A 19,472-nucleotide genomic window follows, 5' to 3' on the forward strand; every position below is an offset into this window, starting at 1 on the left:
ACCGATGGCGGCTACACAGCGGATCACGAGCCTGGAGAACGTCCCCACGGAGTCGACCTTCCTCTTTCGCGTCGCCGACGAACTGGGCGACCGTCAGGAGGCGATTCTCGTGGCGAACGGCACGGGGTCGACCGACACGGACGTCTCGTGCTGGCTGAACTACTGTCAGCACTTCACACACATCAAACTCGACAAGGGCGACGGCGCGCCGATGCGCGACGGCGAAGTGATCTGTGCGAACCACGGCGCGTACTTCGAGACCGACTCGGGGGAGTGTACGTTCGGTCCCTGCGAGGGGGCGTACCTGACCGAACTCGAGGTGACGGTCTCGGACGGCGACGTCTACCTCACCGACGAGGAGTACGAGTTCGTCGCGGCGGGCCCGATTGAGGACGACGGCGACCTGACCTCGACGTCGAACGTCGAGTTCTAGCGCATCTCGAGGGGGATCACCAGATCCCGCTCCTGGTCGTACTCGATGAGGTCGGCCTCGACGAGCCGGGGCATGTGGTCGTGGTACAGCGAAATGTAGACGTTCGCGACCCGTTCGGCCGACAGCTCGGTTACCTTTCGGCCGGTTTCGCGAACCGCGACCTCCTCGGCGGCGTCGGGTAGCGTCAGCTCCTCGCCGTAGGTGCGCATGACCTCGAGCAACAGCCGGCGGCGCCGATCGGCCAACAGCTCGAGGCTTTCGTCGACCGCAGCCGGGGACTCCTCGCGGCGCTCGAGCCAGTCGAGCATCGCGAGAACGAACCCGGGGGAGTCGAAGTCGGAGTCGGAGGTGGTCATGCGTATGTTGCGTCGGGTGCCCGGTGGCGGCCGGCCAGAACCGGCGATCGACCGCTCGGGGCGTCGATATCGGATCGTTGCCGCGCCGACAGATAGGCGTGTCGAAACCGTGCTCGCAGTTCGCGGCTGTGGCTACTCGATCGTGTAGGTCGGCTCGTCGATCGCCTCGCTCTTGCAGTCGGGACATCGCGACGGACGGTTCAACAGCTCGTCGAAGCCGTCGAACCCGCAGTCCCGACAGGCCGGGGGCGCGGCGAGGAACTGCTCGTCGCCGCCGTCAACCGACCGCGAGACGTGCTCGAGGTGTCGAAGGATCGTCTCCGGGGTCAGCTCGAACTGGACGGCGAGTTCGCTCGGCGTCGCCGGCTCGGCCCGAAGCGCGTCGGCGAGTCGTTGCCGGGTCGTCTCGTCTGCTTCCCGCATACGTGGGATCATCGCCCGGATCCGGATAGGTGTTCGGTTCGTTCGCGAGACTGTACACCGTGCAGGGGTAAACGACTTACATCGGCTCGGTGAAACACGGGACATGAAAGCCGTCGTTCTGGCAGGCGGGTACGCGACCCGGATGTGGCCGATCACGAAACATCGACCCAAGATGTTCCTCCCGATCGGCGACGCCACGGTTATCGATCGGATCTTCGCGGAGCTCGAGGCCGACGACCGGATCGACGAAGTGTTCGTGAGCACGAACGAGCGCTTCGCCGACGAGTTCGAGGCTCATCTCGCCGACAGCGAGTTCGAGAAGCCGACGCTGTCGGTCGAGGAGACGAGGGCGGAAGACGACAAGTTCGGCGTCGTCGGCGCGCTCGCCCAGCTGATCGATCGCGAGAACGTCGACGACGACCTGCTGGTCGTCGCCGGCGACAACCTGCTGAGCTTCGATCTCTCCGAGTTCGTCGACGAGTTTTTCGACCGGGAGGCTCCGACGCTTGCCGCATATGACGTCGGCTCCCGCGAGAAGGCAAAATCCTACGGCCTGGTCGAGCTCGAGGGCGACCGCGTCGTCGACTTCCAGGAGAAACCCGACGACCCCAAGAGCACCCTGGTGTCGATCGCCTGTTACGCGTTTCCCCGCGATGCAGTGTCGCTGTTCGACATCTACCTCGAGGGGGATAACAACCCCGACGAGCCGGGTTGGTTCGTCCAGTGGCTTCAGGATCGGGAGCCGACCTACGCCTACACCTTCGAGGGAGCGTGGTTCGACATCGGCACCCCCGAGAGCTACCTCGACGCCGTCGCCTGGCACCTCGACGGCGAGTCGCTGATCGCTGACTCGGCGACCCTCGAGAACGCGACGATCGGCGAGAACGTCCACGTGATGGACGACGTCACGCTGATCGACACCGAGCTCGACCACGCGGTCGTCTTCCCGGAGGCGACCATCGAGAACGGCGGCGTCAGGCGATCGATCATCGACGAGGGAACCCGACTCGAGGACCTTGATCTCGCGGGCGCGCTCATCGGAGCCCACACGACCATCACCAGGTGATCGCCCGCCTTGCAGTAGCCGAGCCGTTTATAATTGCTCGGAAAAAGTAGGTGCTATGAGTCTCTTCGGGGAGTTTCACATTCCCGCCGAGGCGTTCGCGCTCCACGAGACCCTCCGATCGGAGCGGGATCTCGTTATCGAGATCGAGCGCGTCGTCGCGGCGGACGACGTGCTCACGCCGTATCTGTGGGTATCCGGGGTCGATCACCGAACGTTCGAGCGAGCAACGGCCGACGATCCGACGATTCGAGACGTCGAACATATCGACGACTACGAGCGATCGATGCTGTACCGCGGGGAGTGGACGGGGAACGTCGACTCGCTGGTCTACGCGTACACGGAACTGGGCGCGACGATCCTCGAGGCGTCGGCGCAGTACGACGAGTGGGAGCTTCGGATGCGATTCGCGGATCGAAACAGCCTCGACGATTTCCAGACGTACTGCCGCGACTTCGACGTCCCCTATCGGCTCACGCAGCTGTTCGCCCGCGCACACCCCCGCGGCGTCGGCCAGTACGAGCTAACGGAGAAACAACACGAGGCGCTGCTCACTGCCTGGGAGATGGGGTACTTCTCCTCGTCGTCGGTTTCGCTCGCTGACGTCGCCGACACACTTGACATCAGTCAGCAGTCGCTCTCCGAGCGGCTCCACCGCGGCTACGAGGCGCTAATCGGTAACACCTTGCCCGTGACCCCACCGGGCCAGGAGGCTGCACCGACCGAGAGTCGTCTCGAGCGGCCGGATACTTGAAGGGTTGAACATACAACCCACCCGACCAATGGGACGGGTTGTGAACGTCCGACCATGGAACACGGTCTCACGGACACCGATGCCGTCTTCGACCTCCTGGCGAACCGACGGCGGCGCAGGACTGTCACTGTACTCAGGTCCGACGACCGCCGGCTGACGATAACCGATCTGTCCAGGAAGCTCGCCGTCGAGGAGGCCGGCCCGCTCATCACCGACGTCCCCGGCGAGACCGTTCGCGAGATCTTCGTCTCGCTCCGCCACGTTCACGTTCCGAAGCTCGCGGACCTCGAACTCGTCGAGTACGACCGAAATCGGGGACTCGTCGAACCGACCGACCGACTCGCCGGTCTCGAGCCGTATCTCTCGATCGTCTCCGAAAGCGACCCCGAACCGCGCTCCGAGCGCGACGATTCCTGAGTCCCTCGAGACCCGCCTCTCACTCCAGCCCCGCGTCGGTCACCCGCAGCGTCCCACGAGTCCCGTCCCACTCGGTCTCGTACTCGAGATCGATCCGTCGATCCATGTGCGGGCCGTCGACCACCAGCGTCTCGAACTCGCCGCCCTCTCCCAGGATGTGAACGCCGTACTCCTCGTTGAGCGACTCGAGCTCCGCGAGGGCATCCGCGTCGAGCGTGCGGCCGAGCCAGGACTCGTCGAGCCCGTAGGCCGCGACCCGAATGATCTTAATCTCGAAGCCCGCGGCGAGCATCGCGTCGGCGAGTTCGCGGGGGTCCTCGCGCCACAGCGGCGCGAACAGGTCACAGCCGAGGCGGTCACACATCGCCTCGATCCGGCTCGTCTGGTACTCGCTCTCGACGGCCCCCGCGGTGACGCCAGCGATCCCACCCGGCAGCTCGGCGTCGAGCTCCCGCAGGGCGGCCTCGAGGGGTTCGAGTTCGTTGTCACCTTGCGCGCCCGCATCCGTTACGTCGTCGGCTCCGAAGTCGTCGGGTTCGACCTCCAGCAGCTCGATGCCGATGCTCTCGGCGGCCAGTCCCGCGAGCTCGGTCGCCGGGACGTGGTACATGTAGGAGTCACCGGTCGGGTGAACCGTGACGAGTCGCTCGACGTTCAGTCCGCGCTCGAGGGCCCGGTACAGCGCCCAGGCGGAGTCCTTCCCGCCCGAAAAGAGGCTGATCCAGGTGCCGTCTGCATCGCTCATGGGGATTACTCGAGCGACGAGGCTAAAGGGGTGGCGAGTCACATCGTTCGACTACCGGGGGTAGTCGGGACCCGAGTCCTCCTCGCTCCCGCGCCCCGAGTCGGTGTCGCTCTCGTCGCGACCGGCGTCCTGACCGTCGGCCGGCTGCGAGCGCGGTCCGCCGTCGGTGAGCCCCGACTCGGGCGTGACGTCCTCGAGAACCGTTCGATCGGTGTCGCCGCTGAACGTCGCGGCGACCTTGGCGCCGACGAGGCTCACGATGATCGCGCTGACGACGTACAGCGCCAGCCGCTCGCCGGCCGTGATCCCGAACGTGTCGATCGAGAGCACGCCCAGCTCGATCGCGGGGACCTGAACCGACTCGATGAGAGCCTGTTGCTCGAGGAAGTACGCCGAGAACCCCCGGACCACCAGCCCGACGGCGACGACGATGAAGGGAAGGTTGAGGTAGGAGCTGCCGATCGGCTCCTCGCCGATCGCCTCGTCGAGCAGTCGGCCGGCGCTGGCGGTCAGGGCGGCCGCGGCGAGCCAGGGGGCGCTGTCGAAGGCGAACTGGACGGCCGGGAGCACGACGCCGGACGGTTCCTCGAGGTTCGAGACGCCGAGAACGCCGACGAAGACGCCGACGAGGGTCAGTCCGGCTGCGACGGCGTAGGTGACAACCGAGACCTGCCCGGAGTACAGCGACTCGCGGATCTGGAGGGCGAGCCCGGTGACGACCTCGTCGACGCTGAACCCCTTGTACAGCAAGAAGAGGCCGATGACGGTCGTGATCGCGGCGGCGCCCTCGGCGGGGCCGACGAACCACGCGAGCATCGGAAACACCAGAAGCGTCAGGCCGATCGGGACCAGGACGGTCTGGCGGAGCTCCTCGTCGGCCAGGAACTGTTTGAGCAGGTAGTACGTCGACTCGATGTCCCGGGCTTGGCGAACGACCACCCGATCGACGGAGTCGACCTGGACGCGACTCTCGACGATCGGCACCAGCCGTTCGTCCTCGGCACTGTCGATGACGACGACCGCCGAGTCGGGGTCGTGGGCGGCCATCAGGTCGTCTACCTGCCGTGCGACCGACCGGTCGGCCGAGACCATCGACTCCCGGTCGCCCGAGACGACCGCGACGACGACGTCCTCGTTCTCGTCGCGGAGGCTCTGTGCGACCCGGAGGGTCTCGAGTAAGGAGTTGACTCCCGAGTCCTCCGGATCCGCGAGGCCGACGTCGGTCACCAGCGCGCGAACTGCCTCCCAGCCGACGATAGGCGACCGGAGTCCGGTCTTTCGCCCGACGTCGTCGGTCCGGTCGAGACAGACGACCAGCGTTGTCACGGTAGGCGTTCGATCCCCTGAAACGATAAAACCACGGCTAGAATCGCAGCCGGAACTCCCGGTCGCCGACGACGCTTGCGACGCCGGCGCCGAAGGCGTAGGCGATACTTCGGGCGCCGCCGCCGACGCGAGCCATCAGCGGTCGCTCGGGCTCGAACTCCTCGATCACGACCGCCTCCCGCTCGAGCCGGTCGGCGAGTTCGTCCTCGAGCTCCCGACGCGTGCCGAGTTCGTCGACCAGTCCCATCTCGTGGGCCTGCTCGCCGAGGTAGATCCGGGCCTCTGTCTCGCGGACGAACTCTGGTTCCAGATCCCGGCCCTCGCTGACTCGCTCGACGAAGTTCTCGTAGTAGTCGTCGATCAATCCCTGGAGGTAGGCCCGCTCGCTGTCGTCCATCTCCTTCAGCGGCGTGCCGGCGTCCTTGAACTTCCCGGCGGCAAAGCGCTCGTAAGAGAGCCCGACCTTGTCGGCGAGGTCGCTCGCGTTGACCCGCGAGCCGATGACGCCGATCGAGCCCACGATGGAGCCGTCTCGCGCCCAGAGTTCGTCACAGCCGCTGGCGATCCAGTAGCCGCCGCTGGCACAGACGTCGGTCGCGTAGGCGACCGTCGGTCCGTCGAACCGTTCGGCGGCGAGTTTGATGTCGTCGCTGGGGACGACCTCGCCCCCGGGCGTGTTCAGCTTGAGCAACAGGGCGTCGACGCTGTCGTCCTCGTCGGCCCGGTCGATCTGCTCGACGATGTCGTCGGCCGGGGTCGAACGCGGCCCCGACGGGAATCGCCCGCCGCCGCCGTCGCGGGTGATCGGTCCCTCGACGGCGACTTCGGCGACGTCGTACCCCGGAAAAAGGGAGTCGGCGACCGAGCCGGCGATCCGAACTCCGAGGACGATCACGGCGAGGGCGACGAGCACGCCGGCGAGATCGGCCAGCGTGTCGGGGTAGATCACGAACAGCGCGACGCCGATCGCGGCGAACGCCGCGGCCCCGACCGCGAGGACGGCGAGTCGACCGATACCTTCGTTACTGACCACTCCTGCCACCTCGAGTCATACCCGTGAGTGACGCCGCAACCCCGTTAAGCGTTGGCGATTCGGAGCCGTTACTCCGCCGGGAGGCCGCCGGGCGCGTCGGCGGTATCCCCGTCGTCTCGCGCCTCTCGCTCGACCTCGCCGGCGTTGGGCAGCGCCTCGTCGGGGTCGGCCGTCCAGTCGCCGAACCACTCCCGGAGGACGTTCCAGCCGTCCCTGGCGAACGGCATGGGATCGTCGGCAACCGCGTAGTCGAACCGCGGCTGGCGGACGAGCGACAGCCCGACCGCCACCAGTGCGGCCCACGGTGACGGCCGCTCGAGACCGGGATACTCCTCGGTCAGCACGCTGTGAAGGTAGCTCACCTCGCCCCGCAGGAGATGGCCGCCGAGCCCGGTCTCGTAGGTCGGACGGCCCGGAATCGGCTCGCCCATCGCCAGCTGCCAGTAGTAAAACGGGAAGTCCGCCCCCGCCTGGACGGTAAACGGCAGCGACGACCAGAACCGGGGGTTGATCTCCATCAGCTTGAACCGCCCGTCGCGGGGGTCGCGCAGAAACTCGACCATCGCCAGCCCGTGCCACTCGAGTTCGTCCAGCAGCGCCCTGCCGTCGGCCTCGAGCTCGGGGAGGTAGATCGACTCGCGGTACGCGCTGGGTCCGCCGCAGTACTCCCAGCCCCGGCGCTGGCAGTGCTGGAAGGTCGCGACGGCCTCGCCCCGGTCGTACAGCGCGAAGAACCCGAACTCCCTCGAGTCGGGAATCCGCTCCTGGACCAGCGGAACGTGGCCTCGGGCCTCGGTACAGGCGGCCACGTTCGGGGGCTCTCCCGGCGTCTGATAGGCGGTCGAGCCGACCTCGACGCGGTCGAACCCCGAACCGAGGTACTCCGGCGCGGCGACCGAGTAGCGAGGTTTGACGATCGTCTCGCGGTTCCAGTCGTCCCACTCGTCTACGAGCGCGGTGTCGGGGGCGGCGACGCCAGCGCGATCGGCCGCCGCGAACAGCTCGAGACGGTCCTGGACCTGCCGCAGCGTCTCGAACGTCGGCCACGGCGTCGCGACTTCCGCCGCGAACGCCTCCCGGTTTCGCGCCAGCGAGTAGACGTCCTCCTCGCGGACCGGAATGATCGTCTCGACGTTGGGCCGGCGGGCGATCGAGAGGAGCGCGTCGCCGTAGGCGGCCAGCTCCGTGGTCGGATCGGGTAAGCGGACGAACTCGTCGCAGTACCGTGAGACCGCACTGGGAGTGGCGGCCGACTCGGAGCCGACGATCGTCCGGATGCCGCGGGGTCGAAGCGAACGGAGACAGGCGACCGTACTCGGGGCGTCGATCCCCGGCACGAAGACGGCGACGTCGTCCCTGGACTCGTGCATGCGAAAGTTCCCCAGCGACGAGGGCATTGTTATGGCCGAACTACCGCCGAACGACTTGTTTGGTGGCCGTGAGAGGTGCCCTCCCGGCACTGTATGTGTCGGTTACCGACTCTCGACGGCTCGAGAGTCGAAACCATCGGCTCACGAACGGGTGACCAACGCAGGAACCAAAATGGCTGTACGCGTCCGTTTCGCCCGAAAACGGGAACCGAAAACCGAGAGAGAACGCGACCGCTACTGCAAAAAGCGAACGGCAGCAGACACAGGTTGACGAATCGGCCTACAGCAGTCCGGTCTTCTGGAGCTTCATCAGGTCCTCGGTGTCGAGGGTCTCGCCCTCCTTGAACTTCTGATAGATCTCCTCGGCCTCCTCTTTGGCTTCCTCTTTCTTCTTGTCACGCTGGGACTTGCGCTGTTCCTCTTCCTGTTTGTCCAGTTCGCGCAGGCGCTTCTGGACGCGGACGAAGTCCTCGTGGTGACGGTCGGCGGCCTCCTGGGCCTCGACGAACGACTCGTGCATCTCGTCGGCCTCGTCGCGGATGTCGTCGGCCTCGCGGTAGGCCTCGATCATCTGGTTGTGATGTTCCTGGGCCTTGTCAGCGAGTTCGGTAACCTTCTGGTGGTGCTGGGAGGCCTCCGAACGCACTTCCTCGGCTTCCTCGACGAGGTCCTCGAGGTCGTCGTTCTGCTCGAGCTTGCCCTTGCGCTCCTCGTACTCCTCGCGCTTGGACTCGATCTTCTCGATGAGCTCCTGTTCTTCCTCGCTCGAGAGCACTTCGGTCTGCTGTTTGAACTCGAGCTGTTCGATCTCCTCTTCGAGTTCCTCTAAGTCCTTGCCCTCGTTGAGCTCCATGTCGGACTTGAGCTGCTCGACGCGGTCGAACAGCTCGTTGGCCTCGGCGTTGAGCTCGTTTCGCTTGTCCTTGTGCTCCTGGACCTGCTCGTTGAGCTCGTCGCGCTTCTCGCGGTGCTCCTGGGCCTCGTCGACCTTCTCGCGAGTCTTCGCGTTGAGGTCGTCGCGCTCGGATGCGCGCTCGGAGGCCATCTGGTTGAGATCGTTTCGTCGATCTCGGAGCTGGCCCGCCTTCTTGATGAGCTGTCCCTTGGAGTCGTTTTCGAGGTCGTCGTCTGTCAGTTCGATGTTTTTCGATTCGTCTACCATGTGTTAGTCAAACCTCTGTGCCATACCCGCACCGGGAGCAGACGGACGCGGTCATCGTCGGTGGTGATCCGCACGTTCGGCGGATCGCCGACTCGTCGCGTCGCCGCGTACAGCGTTCGCTCACGACCTGCGAAACCTCGGTGAATAAGATTTCCTGTCATCGATCGTCGAGCGATACGCGCCCCGGTGGCGTTCTGGTGACCACATCTACTGTCGCCGGTAATTTAAATGTACCGGTCAGCTCACCCGTGAAAACCGTTAGCAGGGCCCGCGTGGGGCTGTCTGGACCGATTCAGCGACCTCGGATGGCGTATAAATATCGTCGATGCCGCCGGAAGGACAACCCACTTGTGGCCGACCGCTGTGGTGTCGAGTATGTTCTACGAACAGCGGATGTCCGTCCCGGAGACGCCGGCCGACCTCCGCGCCGAGTACGACGATCAGCTCGCCTCGGTCGTCGATCGACACGGCCTCGAGACGGCCCTCGATCGCACGGACGTCGACCGCGAGGAACTCGAGGCGCTGCTCGAAGGTGAGTCACCCGACCTCTCGCTCGAGGAGGCTGCCGAGATCCAGGCGCTCGAGAGCGACGAACCCGACGCCGAGACGATCGAGACGATGGCCTGCGAGCACCTGCTGCTCGGCATGACGACGGCGGTGCTCGACGTCGACGCGGTCGAGAGCCACCTCGAGATCGATCTCGACGCGAAGGAGGTGCAACAGAAGATCGAACGGCGCGCACCGATGTCGTTCGCGGAGTACGTCCACTTACAACACGTCATCGTCGGCCGATCCCAGTAGCGGATACCGCCGGGACACCGGGCGGACGCTACGAAGTCAGCGTTACCTGTCCGGTGCGGTCGACCGAGACAAGGAAGCCGGCGTACTCGAAGCTGACCGAGCCGACCGCTCGGTCGGTTTCGCATCGGTCGTGAAACAGCGAGTCAAGCGCCGACGGATCGATAGTGTGGTACAGCGGGCCGAACTCGTTGGCCAGCGCGATCTGATCGACGTCGGTCGCCGTAGCGACCGCCTCGAGAACCGCCTCGCTGAGCGATTGCTCGGGATCGGCCTGGTAGCTCACTGGCGTCTGATCCGTCTCCCGAGTAGCTGTCGTGGAGGTCATGGTTCCCCGTATCGCCGGGAGCGGTGAAAGGACGCTGGTTGGATCGCCAACCTTTCAAGTGGGGTGGTCTATCTCGGTCGCATCAACGATCGGTCGGTCTGTCGGTGCGATTATGTGGCCCGGAGCCCGAGTCGGCGTATGCGTGTTGCGATTCTCGGCTGTGGCTACGTCGGCTGCGAACTCGGCCGCCAGCTCGTCGAACGGGATCACGACGCGATCGGCGTCCGTCGATCCGACGACGGACTCGAGGCGCTCGAATCGGCGGGGCTGGAGGCCGTCCAGGCCGACGTCACCGACCCGGCGACGCTCGAGGCCGTTCCCGACGTCGACGCGATCGTCTTCGCGGCCAGCAGCGGCGGTCGGGGCGCCGACGCCGCCCGCGAGGTGTACATCGAGGGGCTCGAGACGGCGATCGAGGCGTTCGGCGAGCGCGAGAACCCGCCCGAGCGGCTGATCTACACCTCTTCGACGGGCGTCTACGGCGACCACGACGGCGATTGGGTCGACGAGGAGACGCCGATCGAGCCGACGACCGAAAAGACCGAGATGCTGGCCGAGGCCGAGCGGGTCGCCCTCGAGCTTCCGGGGGAGTACGGGTTCGACGGCGCCGTCGCGCGCTACGCGGGTCTGTACGGTCCGGATCGCTACCGGCTCGAGCGCTACCTCGAGGGGCCGGTCACGGAAGGCTACCTGAACATGATTCATCGCGACGACGCCGCCGGCGCCGTCCGCTACCTGCTCCGCGAGGACCTCGCTCGCGACGAGGTCGTCCAGGTCGTCGACGACGAACCCGTCGAGAAGTGGGCCTTCGCCGACTGGCTCGCCAACGAGGCTGGCGTCGAACGGCCGCCGAAGCGGACGAAGTCCGAACGGCTCGAGGCGGACGACCTCTCGGAGGCCGCCCGTCGTCGGATCCTGACGAGTAAGCGCTGCTCGAACGGAAAGCTTCGCGAGCTGGGGTACGAGCTCGCGTACCCGACGTTCCGGGAGGGGTACCGCGAGGCGATCGACGCCCGTCGGTAGGGGTCGGGCAACTATCTCTCCAGTTGATGGGAAACTTCTTGGGGATCCGATGTAATGGTGCGGTATGCGACACCGGGGCGTCGACAGCGGCGGCATCGGAGGTGACACGTTGGCTCTCGAGCCCGCCGCGGAGACGCTCCAATCGCTCGACCCGCTCGTGCTCTCCTTGCTCGTCGTCGCCGTCGGCGGGGTTGCGGTCGGCGTCTGGTGGCTCGTCCGCTGGCTCCGGCGCCCGCCGGGCGTTCGCCTTTGCAACCTCCTCGAGAGCCGCGACGAGGTCGCCGTCCTGTTACACCCGAACCCGGATCCCGACGCGATGGCGTGTGCGATGGGGGTCGCCGAGATCGCCTCGTCGGTCGACACCGACGCGACGCTGCAGTTTCCCGGCGAGATCCGCCACCAGGAAAATCGGGCCTTTCGCACGGTCCTGGGGCTCGAACTCGAGCGCATCGAGGCGGCTTCGGAGCTCGCTGCGGAGGCGGTCGTGCTCGTCGATCACAACACGCCGCGAGGGTTCACCGGCGCACAGATCGTCGAACCCGTCGCCGTCGTCGACCACCATCCTGGAAACGGGACCGGAACCGAGTTTACCGACGTTCGCAGCGAGTACGGGTCGGCCTCGACGATCGTCGCCGCGTACTTCGAGGAGCTGGACGTCTCGCCCGATGGCGACGAAACGGCGGACGAGCCCGCGCTCTCGACGGCGCTGGCGACGGGGCTGCTCTACGGCATCCAGTCGGATACGAACCACCTGACTCGAGGCTGTTCGTGGGCCGAGTTCGAGGCCTGTGGCTATCTCTACCCGGGGATCGACGAGGACCTGCTCGACCGGATCGCCAACCCGCAGGTGAGCGACGACGTCCTCAAGACGAAGGCGCGGGCAATCACCGATCGACGGATCGAGGGCTCGTTCGCCGTCTGTGACGTCGAGTCGGTCACCAACGTCGACGCAATCTCCCAGGCCGCCGACGAGCTGCTCCAGCTCGAGGGCGTCACCGCGGTCGTCGTCTACGGCGAGTACGACGGGACAATCCACGTCTCGGGTCGGTCCCGGGACGACCGGGTTCACATGGGAGAGACGCTTCGCCACGCCGTCAGCGACGTCCCGATGGCCAACGCCGGCGGCCACGCTCGAATGGGTGGCGGACAGATCCCGGTCGACTACCTCGAGGCGATCGAAACGGAGGACGGCTGCGGGCGGGCGGTGTTCGACGATCGCCTCTTCGAGGCGATGTCGGGCAGCCGACGGTAGCGACGACCGAACCGGTTCGGCCCGCCGAACGGAGCGTGGTGCCAGCCGCGGTTCGCCGGAGTCGTGGCCGTTTTACCGGCTCGCTCCAACAGTGGACCGATGGAGTACGTCCAGGATCGGATCGCGACGCTCCACGACCTCGGCGGGGAACCGCTCGCTACTGGTCTCGAGGGCGATCCCATCGCCGAGACGGCCGTCGTCGTTCCGATGACCGACCGGGAACACGAGAGCCCGGCCGCAACCCGCGTGCTCGCCGAACTCGAGTCCCTCGAGCCCGCCACGGTCATCGTCCCGGTCCGGGCGTCGCCCGCTCGGATCGGCCCGTTCCGCGAGTGGCTCGAAACCTTCGCCCTGCCGATCGAGGTGCTGTGGTGTAACGCGCCGGCCCTCGAGGAGCGACTCGCGGACGCCGGGCTCGCCGGCGAGACCGGAAAGGGGCGGGACATCTGGCTCGCGCTCGGTCCCGCCGCCGAGGCCGGCGAGTACGTCGTCGTCCACGACGCCGACGCCCGCAGCTACGAGGCCGACCACGTCCGTCGGCTGCTCGCGCCCCTGACCATGGACTTCGCCTTCTCGAAGGGCTACTACGCGCGCGTCGAACGCGGACGGCTCTACGGGCGCCTCTTCCGGCTGTTCTACGAGCCGCTGCTCCGGACCCTGTCGGCCCGACACGACGAGCCGATCCTCGAGTACTGTAGTGCCTTCCGGTACGCGCTGGCCGGCGAGTTCGCGATGACCGCCGACCTCGCAGAACGGCTCCGCCCACCCCGGACCTGGGGACTCGAGGTCGGCACCCTCGGCGACGCCTTCGACTACGCCGGGTTCGCGGGCACCGCACAGGTCGATCTGGGCGTCCACGAGCACGACCACCGTGCGGTCGCCGGCGAGACCGGGCTCGAGGGTATGAGCCGGACGGTCGGCGCCGAACTGCTTCGGGTGCTCGAGGCCGGCGGCGTCGACCCCGACTACGAGACGCTACCGGGGCGCTACCGGGAGACCGGACGGGAGCTGATCGCCCAGTACCGGGCCGACGCGGCGTTCAACGGGCTCGCGTACGATCCAGAGCGCGAGCACGACCAGCTCGAGCGCTACGCCGCTGCGATCGAACCCCCCGGACCGGACCGCCGGCTGCCCCGCTGGCTCGACGCCCCGATCGATTCCGGAACCGTCCGCGAGTGTGCCCGCCCGTGGCGCGGACCCCGAGTCGGCTCCGCGGGAAGCGACTGATCGCTCGACCGTCGTACTGGATTGCGAGGCGACCGCCCTGACCTCCCGTGGCCGGGATGAAGCCGGCGCTCGACGAGAGGACGAATTCCGCCGCGCTACCGCGTGCGGGGTAACATTCAACAGCGCACCGACCGTGGACGGCGTATGAACGCGACCGCCGACGAACTCGCCGGCGTCGTCGACCTCTTCGGCGGGCTCACCCGCGCCGAACTCGAGCGGGCCCTCTCCGAGGCGGCGTTTCGCGCCGACGGCGGCGATGTCGACCCAGACGCCCTCGAAGCGGGGATCAACCGGGCCCGGGAGTCGTTTGCCCTCGTCGCCTACGACCCTCTCGAGCAACCGACCCCCGACGGAACCGAGTCCGACGAACCGCTGCTGGTCGCCGGGCCGACCGCGTTTCCGACCGTTCCCGAGGGCGCCGAGGACGTTCCCCACATCCTCGACGTCGAGCCCAGACGACCCGACCGCGAGGCCCTCGGCGAGACGGTCCGCGAGGAGTTCGTCGCGGCGGCCGATGCGGCTCTCGACGACGGCGACGACGACAGGGTCGAGACGCTGCTGGACGTGAGCTACGACGTCGAAACATGGGCCCCCGTCGATCTCGTGGACGAACGCGCGCGACTGGAGGCCGCCCTCGAGTGATCAGATGGGACCGAGACTGACTCTCGAGCCGATCGCGGACCACCCCCCGATCGGCATCGACGACCAGGAACACGACGCGGCCGTCGTCGCCCCTGTCATCGAGCGCGACGAGGAGGACTACCTGCTGTTTACCCGCCGATCCGACGATCTGGGCAACCATCCCGGCCAGATGAGCTTTCCCGGCGGCGGCGCCGAACCGGAGGACGAGTCGATCCTCGCGACCGCGTTGCGGGAGGCCAACGAGGAGATCGGGCTCGAGCCCGACGAAGCCGAGGTCGTCGGCCAGCTCGACGACATCCGGACGATCTCGGAGTACGCCGTTACCCCCTTCGTCGCCCGGGTACCCGACCGGGAGTACGAGCGCGATGGGATCGAGGTCGCCGAGATCGTCGTCCTCCCGCTCTCGGGGTTTCTCGACCCCGAGAACTACGAGTGCGAGCGCCGCGACCACCCCTACTACGGCGATATCGTCATTCACTACTTCCACGTCGACGGCTACACCGTCTGGGGGGCGACGGGTCGGATTCTGGTCCAGCTGCTCGAGCTGACCACCGGATTCGAGGCGCCCGAACGGATCGATCGCTCGACGCTGTGAGACGCGCTCCCGTACGAGTCCTGCGCGGAACGTCAGCTTTTTGCTCGCGGCCCACCCAGAACGTCCATGATCGCGCAGACGAGTGATCGCGTTCCGCACCGATCGTAGCCGCCTTTTCGTCGCGCGAGGTGAGTCCCAATGTTAACCACGAGCACCGTCGCCCGAGCCGGACTGGACGGGATCGCGCTGAAACCCGCGGAGTGTGACGTCTCCCTGGCCGCGTCGATCCCCGCAGAGACGATCGCCGTCGACTACGAGGGCCGGGATCATATCCCGGCACCCCACGTCCTCGAGTCGCTGTCGGTAGACGCCGACGTGTTCGTGACGACCCCGGTTCGGGCCGACGGCTTCGACCCGCTGGGCGACGACTCCCTACTGGCCGAACTCCCGTCCGGAGTCGGGCGCGTGCTGGTCGCCGGCCACCCCGCCTACCTCACCGACGAGGAGCGCGAGCGGGCCGTCGCGCCCCGACTGGGTGCGGCCCTCGAGACCGACCCCGACGCCTGGGTCGGCTCCGAGAGCGTCGAACGGATCGCGATGGCGACGGGCGCGACCCAGTACGACCTGCTCTCGCGCTCGACTCCCCGCGAGCTTCGGGCCCTCCGGGCGGCCGGCTTCGAGGGCGACCTCGCCGTCTACGCGCCCGCCGTCTTCGCCGACGAGGACGACGCCGTCCTCGACGCCGTCGGCGACTACGTCGCGCGCCGCCGTCCCGTCGCCCGCGCGCTGCCCGAGGATTGTGCGACGGACTCAACTGCCACCGGACGCGCGCGTGAAGTCCTGCTAAAGGCCGCGGGGGACTACGCGCTCGTCGGCACCGAACGGGAGGTCAGCGAGCAGACCGAGACCCTCCGGGAGGCCGGCGCAACGACCGTCGTCGGCTACCCCGCTCGCGGGTTGGATCCCCTGCTCGAGTAGCGCCGTTCCGTCTCCGGATTTCGGCTTCTAAGGAATCGCTGAATCGGTGGTGGGTGTCCGTTGACAAAACAGGGATATAGTTTAGATTTCTTTACAAACGTGAGTGTGTCATAGATCAATTCTCATGGAGTTGCTCTCATCCCTACTTCAGTGAACCAACCGCTACGTAGAGGGTGCGAACCTAACGCGCTTACTTCCATCAGGTAATAGTGATGTTGAGAGAGCCGTGCTGCATACAGAGCGCGAATGTCCCACGAGATTCGACGCGATTTGCGAGTTTAGAGATTGTCCAGTACGGAGCCAATTAAACAGAAGATATATGCTTTTGTGATAGTATAGTTATACATGTGTCTGAGTCTCATCACAGCACGTCTTCTCCCAGAGAGCGAGCCTATATCGCTTCTGGTCTGATTAGTGCGGTGATTGCTGTCTACTATTTACCGATTGTGTTCGGGCCTGTAGCGGGGTATTTTGGTTCCCGACTGTATAGTGATGGAGCAGAACCGACTGGCGTAGCGATTGTTCTTCTGGGAATATTGGGAATGCTACTTGGGTTCTTCAACATTGCCATTCCGTCAACACTTGGCATAGAAATTGGTGGCCGTCTGGGGAATTGACGTACTCACGAACGCACCAGATGCATTCTCCGTGAAGCAAAACAACTTTTCCTTGATTCTGACAGGCAACTTCTGTGCTGCATCCATGCTCTATATTCAGCAGGCGGTTTTTGACAGCTATCGGAGGGATTGATTGTCTCTCCGCTACCTGCTTGACCTGTACGTACCGTTTGTCAGGAAGTCGAAGAGAGGTATGACAAAAGTTCCATGACATCCTCAACGTTGCTTTGAGGTCTACGACTGGCTTTATGATATTACTCCGAATCCAGAGACCAGCAGTGAGAACGTCTTCCTGCGGAATACCTACCGTTGGTTTCATATAGTTCATGAAACGGTGGTGGATGGCGAAGAGTTCGTCGTCCATAATTGCTGAAACGGTGGTGTGTCTCGATTCGGTACCGGCGTGAATACTACTCACCTACTCCCACGTAGACGCGTTCAACCACCCTCGAGGGGCTCCTCGAGTCCTCTTTTTCGATCCCGCCCCGTGTAAATAAGTCACTCCGGTTCCCACCGACGGGTATGACGTTGCTCGCCGAACGGACGACGACGGCGGCCGCCGAGGACCTCGAGGCGGCTTCCGTCGCCGTCCTCCCTGTCGGAAGCACCGAACAGCACGGCCCCGCGCTCCCGCTGGGGATGGATCATATGGCCGCCGAGGGCTTCGCTCACACAGTGTCCGACCGCGAGGACGCGGTCGTCCTTCCAACGCTCCCGGTGGGCGTCAGCGAACACCACCGCCAGTTCGACGGGACGCTGTACGTCGGCCCGGCGACCTTCGAGGACTATGTTCGGGAAACGATCTCGAGTCTCGCCGATCACGGCGTCCGGAAGGCCGTCGTGGTCAACGGTCACGGCGGCAACTCGGGGGCGCTCCGGCGGGCCGCCCGCCGGCTGCGCGAGGAGCGGACGGCGTTCGCCCCGCCGTGGAACTGGTGGGACGCCGTCGACGGACTCGCCGACGAACTGTTCGACGAGGACGGCGGCCACGCCGACGCGGCGGAGTCGAGCCTGCTCTGGCACCTCCACGAGGACCTCGTCCGGCCCGACGAGCTCGAGGCCGCCGAGGCCGGCGCGAGCGAGGGCTGGGGCGAGTCGGTCCACGGCGCCGTCCTCGGGTTCGACACGATCGACTTCTCCGAGAGCGGCGCGGTCGGGCGACCGACCCAGGCCGACCCCGAGAAGGGAGCACGGCTGTTCGAGACCGGACGGGATCGGCTCCACGCCCTGCTCGATTGGCTCGTCGAGCGGCCGCTCGAGGCCTGCTGGCCTCGTGATGGCCGATGAGCGGAGAGCCCGAACTCGCCGTCGGCGCGGATGCGTTCACCGAGCGCGGCCAGGACCTCGAGGTGGCTGTCGTCGGCGCCGGGGCGATCGGCGCGACCGCGGCCTACGACCTGGCTCGGGAGGGCGCCGACGTGACGCTGTACGACCGCGGGACGATCGCGAGCGGCTCGAGCGGGCGGGCGGCAGGGGTCTGTTACGACGCCTTCGCCGACACGCTGGACGCCGAGATCGGCGGCGACGCGATCGAGCGCTTCAGGGAGCTGTCGGGCGAGGACACGTTCCCGTTCGCCGAGTGCCCCTACGTCTGGCTCGCCCGGGAGGGCGACGAGCGCAACGCCGAGGCGCTTCGCGACCAGATCACGCGCATGCAGGAAAACGGGACGATCGCCCTCGAGGTCGATGGGGACGAACTCGCCGAACGGTTTCGCGCGCTGCGAACCGACGACGTCGCGGTCGCGGGGATCGCCGGCGCCGCGGGCTATACCGATCCCTCGAGGTACACGGCCTGTCTCGCAGCGGCCGCCGACGGGGCCGGCGCGACGCTGCGTCCGGAGACGCCGGTTCGGGTTCGGACCGATCCCGCCCGCGTCGTGCGCGATGCGGACGGGGGCGCCCACGAGGTCGATGCCGTGCTCGTCGCCGCGGGCGCCCACACGAAGGAGGTGCTCGCCGATACGGGGATCGCGATCGCGATGAAGCCCTACCGCGTGCAGGCGCTGGTCGCCGACTGCGAGCTCGCCGAGCCGATGTGTTACGACGCGACCGGGAAGTTCTACCTGCGGCCTCACGCCGACGGCGTGCTGGCGGGCGACGGCACCGAGTACGTCGAGGCCGACCCCGACGACTACGACCGGGACGCCTCGCCGGGCTTTGCAACTGACTTGCTCGAGCAGGTCGACCACCGCGTCTCGGGGATCCACCTCGAATCCGACGACCTCGTGCGAGCCTGGGCAGGACTGTGTACGTCGACGCCGGATCGAGATCCGCTGGTAGGCGAACTCGAGGACGGGCTGTACGTCGCTACTGGGTTCCAGGGTCACGGGTTCATGCGCGCGCCAGCGATCGGCGAGCGGATCGCCGACCAGGTGCTCGGCGGGGAGGAGATAGCTCCCTTCGATCCGACCCGTTTCGACGGCGACGAGGCGTTCGACGTCGTCGAGGGGATGACGATTCGGGAAAACTAGTCGTCGATCGCGATCTCGTCTGTTTCGGGACCGGTCCCGCTTGCGTCGCCGGGCGCCGACCGACTCTCGAGGGACGGCTTGCCGTCGACCGCCGAGCGCTTCGGAATTTCGATCCGCAAAGCGCCCGACTCCGAGAGCGTGGCCGTCCCCGCATCGGGCTCGACGAGCGCGTCGCCGGGAAGCTCGGCCTCGCCCTCGAGTTCCATCCCGCGGCCGGGGAAGCGCATCTCGTAGCCGTCGTGGAACTGCCGGAATCGATCGATCTTGACCGTGACCGTCCCCTCGAGATACCGCACCTGGATGTCGTCGGGGCCGGCGCCGGGGGCGTCGAAGACGACCAGGTAGCCGGTCTCGTTCTCGAGAAGGTCGACCGCCAGCGGACGGTGGCGCTGTACGCGACCGTTGGCGCGGCCGATCTGGCGGTAGAGGGCGGCGCTGACGGCGTCCGCGAGATTCGCGAGGCTCATCGGCGATCAACCCCGCGGGGCGAACGCAGCCGACCCGAGCACGACGGCCGAG

At 66.6% G+C, this 19,472-nt stretch carries 22 protein-coding genes; 13 read left to right on the forward strand and 9 right to left on the reverse strand.

Going from position 1 to position 19,472, the window contains the following annotated elements; genetic code table 11:
• The first annotated feature begins 4 nt into the window (after nt 1–4).
• Nucleotides 5–433, forward strand: a complete 429-nt coding sequence (locus QA600_RS07170; RefSeq protein ID WP_278291265.1) for a Rieske 2Fe-2S domain-containing protein — start codon at nt 5–7, stop codon at nt 431–433.
• Here the strand turns inward: QA600_RS07170 and QA600_RS07175 are convergent.
• Entirely contained in the window at nt 430–789 is a 360-nt protein-coding gene (locus QA600_RS07175; RefSeq protein ID WP_005553930.1) for a hypothetical protein, read from the reverse strand. The genes QA600_RS07170 and QA600_RS07175 overlap by 4 nt on opposite strands.
• A gap of 132 nt (nt 790–921) precedes the next feature.
• Nucleotides 922–1,212 (reverse strand): transcriptional regulator, encoded by a 291-nt coding sequence (locus QA600_RS07180; protein WP_278291267.1) that lies wholly within the window; start codon nt 1,210–1,212, stop codon nt 922–924.
• A 103-nt stretch (nt 1,213–1,315) separates the two neighbouring features.
• Here QA600_RS07180 and QA600_RS07185 point away from each other — a divergent pair, with 103 nt between their 5' ends.
• From QA600_RS07185 to QA600_RS07195, 3 genes are read left to right on the forward strand one after another with little or no spacing between them, the layout of a single operon-like run.
• Complete coding sequence (locus QA600_RS07185; protein WP_278291268.1) at nt 1,316–2,278, forward strand: NDP-sugar synthase; 963 nt, start codon at nt 1,316–1,318, stop codon at nt 2,276–2,278.
• Between the two features lie 55 nt (nt 2,279–2,333).
• Nucleotides 2,334–3,029, forward strand: coding sequence for a bacterio-opsin activator domain-containing protein (locus QA600_RS07190; RefSeq protein WP_278291269.1), 696 nt, complete (start codon nt 2,334–2,336; stop codon nt 3,027–3,029).
• Between the two features lie 54 nt (nt 3,030–3,083).
• Nucleotides 3,084–3,446, forward strand: a complete 363-nt coding sequence (locus tag QA600_RS07195) for a hypothetical protein (RefSeq protein WP_278291270.1) — start codon at nt 3,084–3,086, stop codon at nt 3,444–3,446.
• A gap of 19 nt (nt 3,447–3,465) precedes the next feature.
• Here QA600_RS07195 and QA600_RS07200 read toward each other — a convergent pair whose 3' ends face one another.
• The 5 genes from QA600_RS07200 to QA600_RS07220 form a co-directional block, all read right to left on the reverse strand.
• Nucleotides 3,466–4,191 (reverse strand): diphthine--ammonia ligase, encoded by a 726-nt coding sequence (locus QA600_RS07200; RefSeq protein ID WP_278291271.1) that lies wholly within the window; start codon nt 4,189–4,191, stop codon nt 3,466–3,468.
• A 51-nt stretch (nt 4,192–4,242) separates the two neighbouring features.
• Nucleotides 4,243–5,517 carry a DUF373 family protein gene (locus tag QA600_RS07205; RefSeq protein WP_278291272.1) on the reverse strand — a complete coding sequence of 425 codons (1,275 nt, stop codon included), beginning with the start codon at nt 5,515–5,517 and terminating at the stop codon, nt 4,243–4,245.
• Between the two features lie 37 nt (nt 5,518–5,554).
• On the reverse strand, nt 5,555–6,550 hold the full coding sequence (gene sppA, locus QA600_RS07210; RefSeq protein WP_278291273.1) for a signal peptide peptidase SppA: 996 nt from the start codon (nt 6,548–6,550) through the stop codon (nt 5,555–5,557).
• A gap of 68 nt (nt 6,551–6,618) precedes the next feature.
• On the reverse strand, nt 6,619–7,920 hold the full coding sequence (locus QA600_RS07215; RefSeq protein WP_278291274.1) for a carboxylate--amine ligase: 1,302 nt from the start codon (nt 7,918–7,920) through the stop codon (nt 6,619–6,621).
• Nucleotides 7,921–8,200: 280 nt separating this feature from the next.
• Nucleotides 8,201–9,082, reverse strand: a complete 882-nt coding sequence (locus QA600_RS07220; protein ID WP_278291275.1) for a coiled-coil protein — start codon at nt 9,080–9,082, stop codon at nt 8,201–8,203.
• A 375-nt stretch (nt 9,083–9,457) separates the two neighbouring features.
• Here QA600_RS07220 and QA600_RS07225 point away from each other — a divergent pair, with 375 nt between their 5' ends.
• Nucleotides 9,458–9,883, forward strand: coding sequence for a DUF5791 family protein (locus tag QA600_RS07225; protein ID WP_278291276.1), 426 nt, complete (start codon nt 9,458–9,460; stop codon nt 9,881–9,883).
• A 28-nt stretch (nt 9,884–9,911) separates the two neighbouring features.
• Here the strand turns inward: QA600_RS07225 and QA600_RS07230 are convergent, their stop codons facing one another.
• Complete coding sequence (locus tag QA600_RS07230; protein WP_278291277.1) at nt 9,912–10,208, reverse strand: HalOD1 output domain-containing protein; 297 nt, start codon at nt 10,206–10,208, stop codon at nt 9,912–9,914.
• A 138-nt stretch (nt 10,209–10,346) separates the two neighbouring features.
• On the opposite strand from QA600_RS07230, the gene QA600_RS07235 reads away from it, so the two are divergent.
• From QA600_RS07235 to QA600_RS07270, 8 genes are all read left to right on the forward strand, one after another.
• Nucleotides 10,347–11,231: an SDR family oxidoreductase gene (locus QA600_RS07235; RefSeq protein ID WP_278291278.1), complete on the forward strand. Its 885-nt coding sequence runs from the start codon at nt 10,347–10,349 to the stop codon at nt 11,229–11,231.
• A gap of 64 nt (nt 11,232–11,295) precedes the next feature.
• Nucleotides 11,296–12,483, forward strand: coding sequence for a bifunctional oligoribonuclease/PAP phosphatase NrnA (locus tag QA600_RS07240; protein WP_278291279.1), 1,188 nt, complete (start codon nt 11,296–11,298; stop codon nt 12,481–12,483).
• A gap of 99 nt (nt 12,484–12,582) precedes the next feature.
• Nucleotides 12,583–13,710, forward strand: a complete 1,128-nt coding sequence (locus QA600_RS07245) for a glycosyl transferase family 2 (protein ID WP_278291280.1) — start codon at nt 12,583–12,585, stop codon at nt 13,708–13,710.
• 144 nt (nt 13,711–13,854) lie between these two features.
• A complete protein-coding gene (locus QA600_RS07250; RefSeq protein WP_278291281.1) occupies nt 13,855–14,352 on the forward strand; it encodes a hypothetical protein in 498 nt (165 codons plus the stop codon).
• Between the two features lie 4 nt (nt 14,353–14,356).
• Nucleotides 14,357–14,947, forward strand: coding sequence for a CoA pyrophosphatase (locus QA600_RS07255; RefSeq protein WP_278291282.1), 591 nt, complete (start codon nt 14,357–14,359; stop codon nt 14,945–14,947).
• 138 nt (nt 14,948–15,085) lie between these two features.
• Complete coding sequence (locus QA600_RS07260) at nt 15,086–15,865, forward strand: luciferase (protein ID WP_278291283.1); 780 nt, start codon at nt 15,086–15,088, stop codon at nt 15,863–15,865.
• 1,139 nt (nt 15,866–17,004) lie between these two features.
• The gene (locus QA600_RS07265) at nt 17,005–17,769 is read left to right on the forward strand and encodes a creatininase family protein (RefSeq protein WP_278291284.1); all 765 of its coding nucleotides are present in this window, start codon (nt 17,005–17,007) and stop codon (nt 17,767–17,769) included.
• A complete protein-coding gene (locus QA600_RS07270; protein WP_278291285.1) occupies nt 17,766–18,953 on the forward strand; it encodes an FAD-binding oxidoreductase in 1,188 nt (395 codons plus the stop codon). The genes QA600_RS07265 and QA600_RS07270 overlap by 4 nt, the downstream gene beginning before the upstream one ends.
• On the opposite strand, the gene QA600_RS07275 is transcribed toward QA600_RS07270, so the two are convergent.
• Nucleotides 18,950–19,420 carry an Hsp20/alpha crystallin family protein gene (locus tag QA600_RS07275; RefSeq protein ID WP_278291286.1) on the reverse strand — a complete coding sequence of 157 codons (471 nt, stop codon included), beginning with the start codon at nt 19,418–19,420 and terminating at the stop codon, nt 18,950–18,952. The genes QA600_RS07270 and QA600_RS07275 overlap by 4 nt on opposite strands.
• Nucleotides 19,421–19,472: the final 52 nt, after the last annotated feature.

Origin of the sequence: Natronococcus sp. A-GB1 (assembly GCF_029688845.1) — an archaeon.
Lineage (GTDB): Archaea > Halobacteriota > Halobacteria > Halobacteriales > Natrialbaceae > Natronococcus.

What these genes read in the sequence shown, in the direction of transcription:
- QA600_RS07170 (WP_278291265.1), top strand. Translation starts at nt 5, where the DNA reads ATGGCGGCTACACAGCGGATCACGAGCCTGGAGAACGTCCCCACGGAG.
- QA600_RS07175 (WP_005553930.1), bottom strand. Translation starts at nt 789, where the DNA reads ATGACCACCTCCGACTCCGACTTCGACTCCCCCGGGTTCGTTCTCGCG.
- QA600_RS07180 (WP_278291267.1), bottom strand. Translation starts at nt 1,212, where the DNA reads ATGCGGGAAGCAGACGAGACGACCCGGCAACGACTCGCCGACGCGCTT.
- QA600_RS07185 (WP_278291268.1), top strand. Translation starts at nt 1,316, where the DNA reads ATGAAAGCCGTCGTTCTGGCAGGCGGGTACGCGACCCGGATGTGGCCG.
- QA600_RS07190 (WP_278291269.1), top strand. Translation starts at nt 2,334, where the DNA reads ATGAGTCTCTTCGGGGAGTTTCACATTCCCGCCGAGGCGTTCGCGCTC.
- QA600_RS07195 (WP_278291270.1), top strand. Translation starts at nt 3,084, where the DNA reads ATGGAACACGGTCTCACGGACACCGATGCCGTCTTCGACCTCCTGGCG.
- QA600_RS07200 (WP_278291271.1), bottom strand. Translation starts at nt 4,191, where the DNA reads ATGAGCGATGCAGACGGCACCTGGATCAGCCTCTTTTCGGGCGGGAAG.
- QA600_RS07215 (WP_278291274.1), bottom strand. Translation starts at nt 7,920, where the DNA reads ATGCACGAGTCCAGGGACGACGTCGCCGTCTTCGTGCCGGGGATCGAC.
- QA600_RS07220 (WP_278291275.1), bottom strand. Translation starts at nt 9,082, where the DNA reads ATGGTAGACGAATCGAAAAACATCGAACTGACAGACGACGACCTCGAA.
- QA600_RS07225 (WP_278291276.1), top strand. Translation starts at nt 9,458, where the DNA reads ATGTTCTACGAACAGCGGATGTCCGTCCCGGAGACGCCGGCCGACCTC.
- QA600_RS07230 (WP_278291277.1), bottom strand. Translation starts at nt 10,208, where the DNA reads ATGACCTCCACGACAGCTACTCGGGAGACGGATCAGACGCCAGTGAGC.
- QA600_RS07235 (WP_278291278.1), top strand. Translation starts at nt 10,347, where the DNA reads ATGCGTGTTGCGATTCTCGGCTGTGGCTACGTCGGCTGCGAACTCGGC.
- QA600_RS07240 (WP_278291279.1), top strand. Translation starts at nt 11,296, where the DNA reads ATGCGACACCGGGGCGTCGACAGCGGCGGCATCGGAGGTGACACGTTG.
- QA600_RS07245 (WP_278291280.1), top strand. Translation starts at nt 12,583, where the DNA reads ATGGAGTACGTCCAGGATCGGATCGCGACGCTCCACGACCTCGGCGGG.
- QA600_RS07250 (WP_278291281.1), top strand. Translation starts at nt 13,855, where the DNA reads ATGAACGCGACCGCCGACGAACTCGCCGGCGTCGTCGACCTCTTCGGC.
- QA600_RS07255 (WP_278291282.1), top strand. Translation starts at nt 14,357, where the DNA reads ATGGGACCGAGACTGACTCTCGAGCCGATCGCGGACCACCCCCCGATC.
- QA600_RS07260 (WP_278291283.1), top strand. Translation starts at nt 15,086, where the DNA reads ATGTTAACCACGAGCACCGTCGCCCGAGCCGGACTGGACGGGATCGCG.
- QA600_RS07265 (WP_278291284.1), top strand. Translation starts at nt 17,005, where the DNA reads ATGACGTTGCTCGCCGAACGGACGACGACGGCGGCCGCCGAGGACCTC.
- QA600_RS07270 (WP_278291285.1), top strand. Translation starts at nt 17,766, where the DNA reads ATGAGCGGAGAGCCCGAACTCGCCGTCGGCGCGGATGCGTTCACCGAG.
- QA600_RS07275 (WP_278291286.1), bottom strand. Translation starts at nt 19,420, where the DNA reads ATGAGCCTCGCGAATCTCGCGGACGCCGTCAGCGCCGCCCTCTACCGC.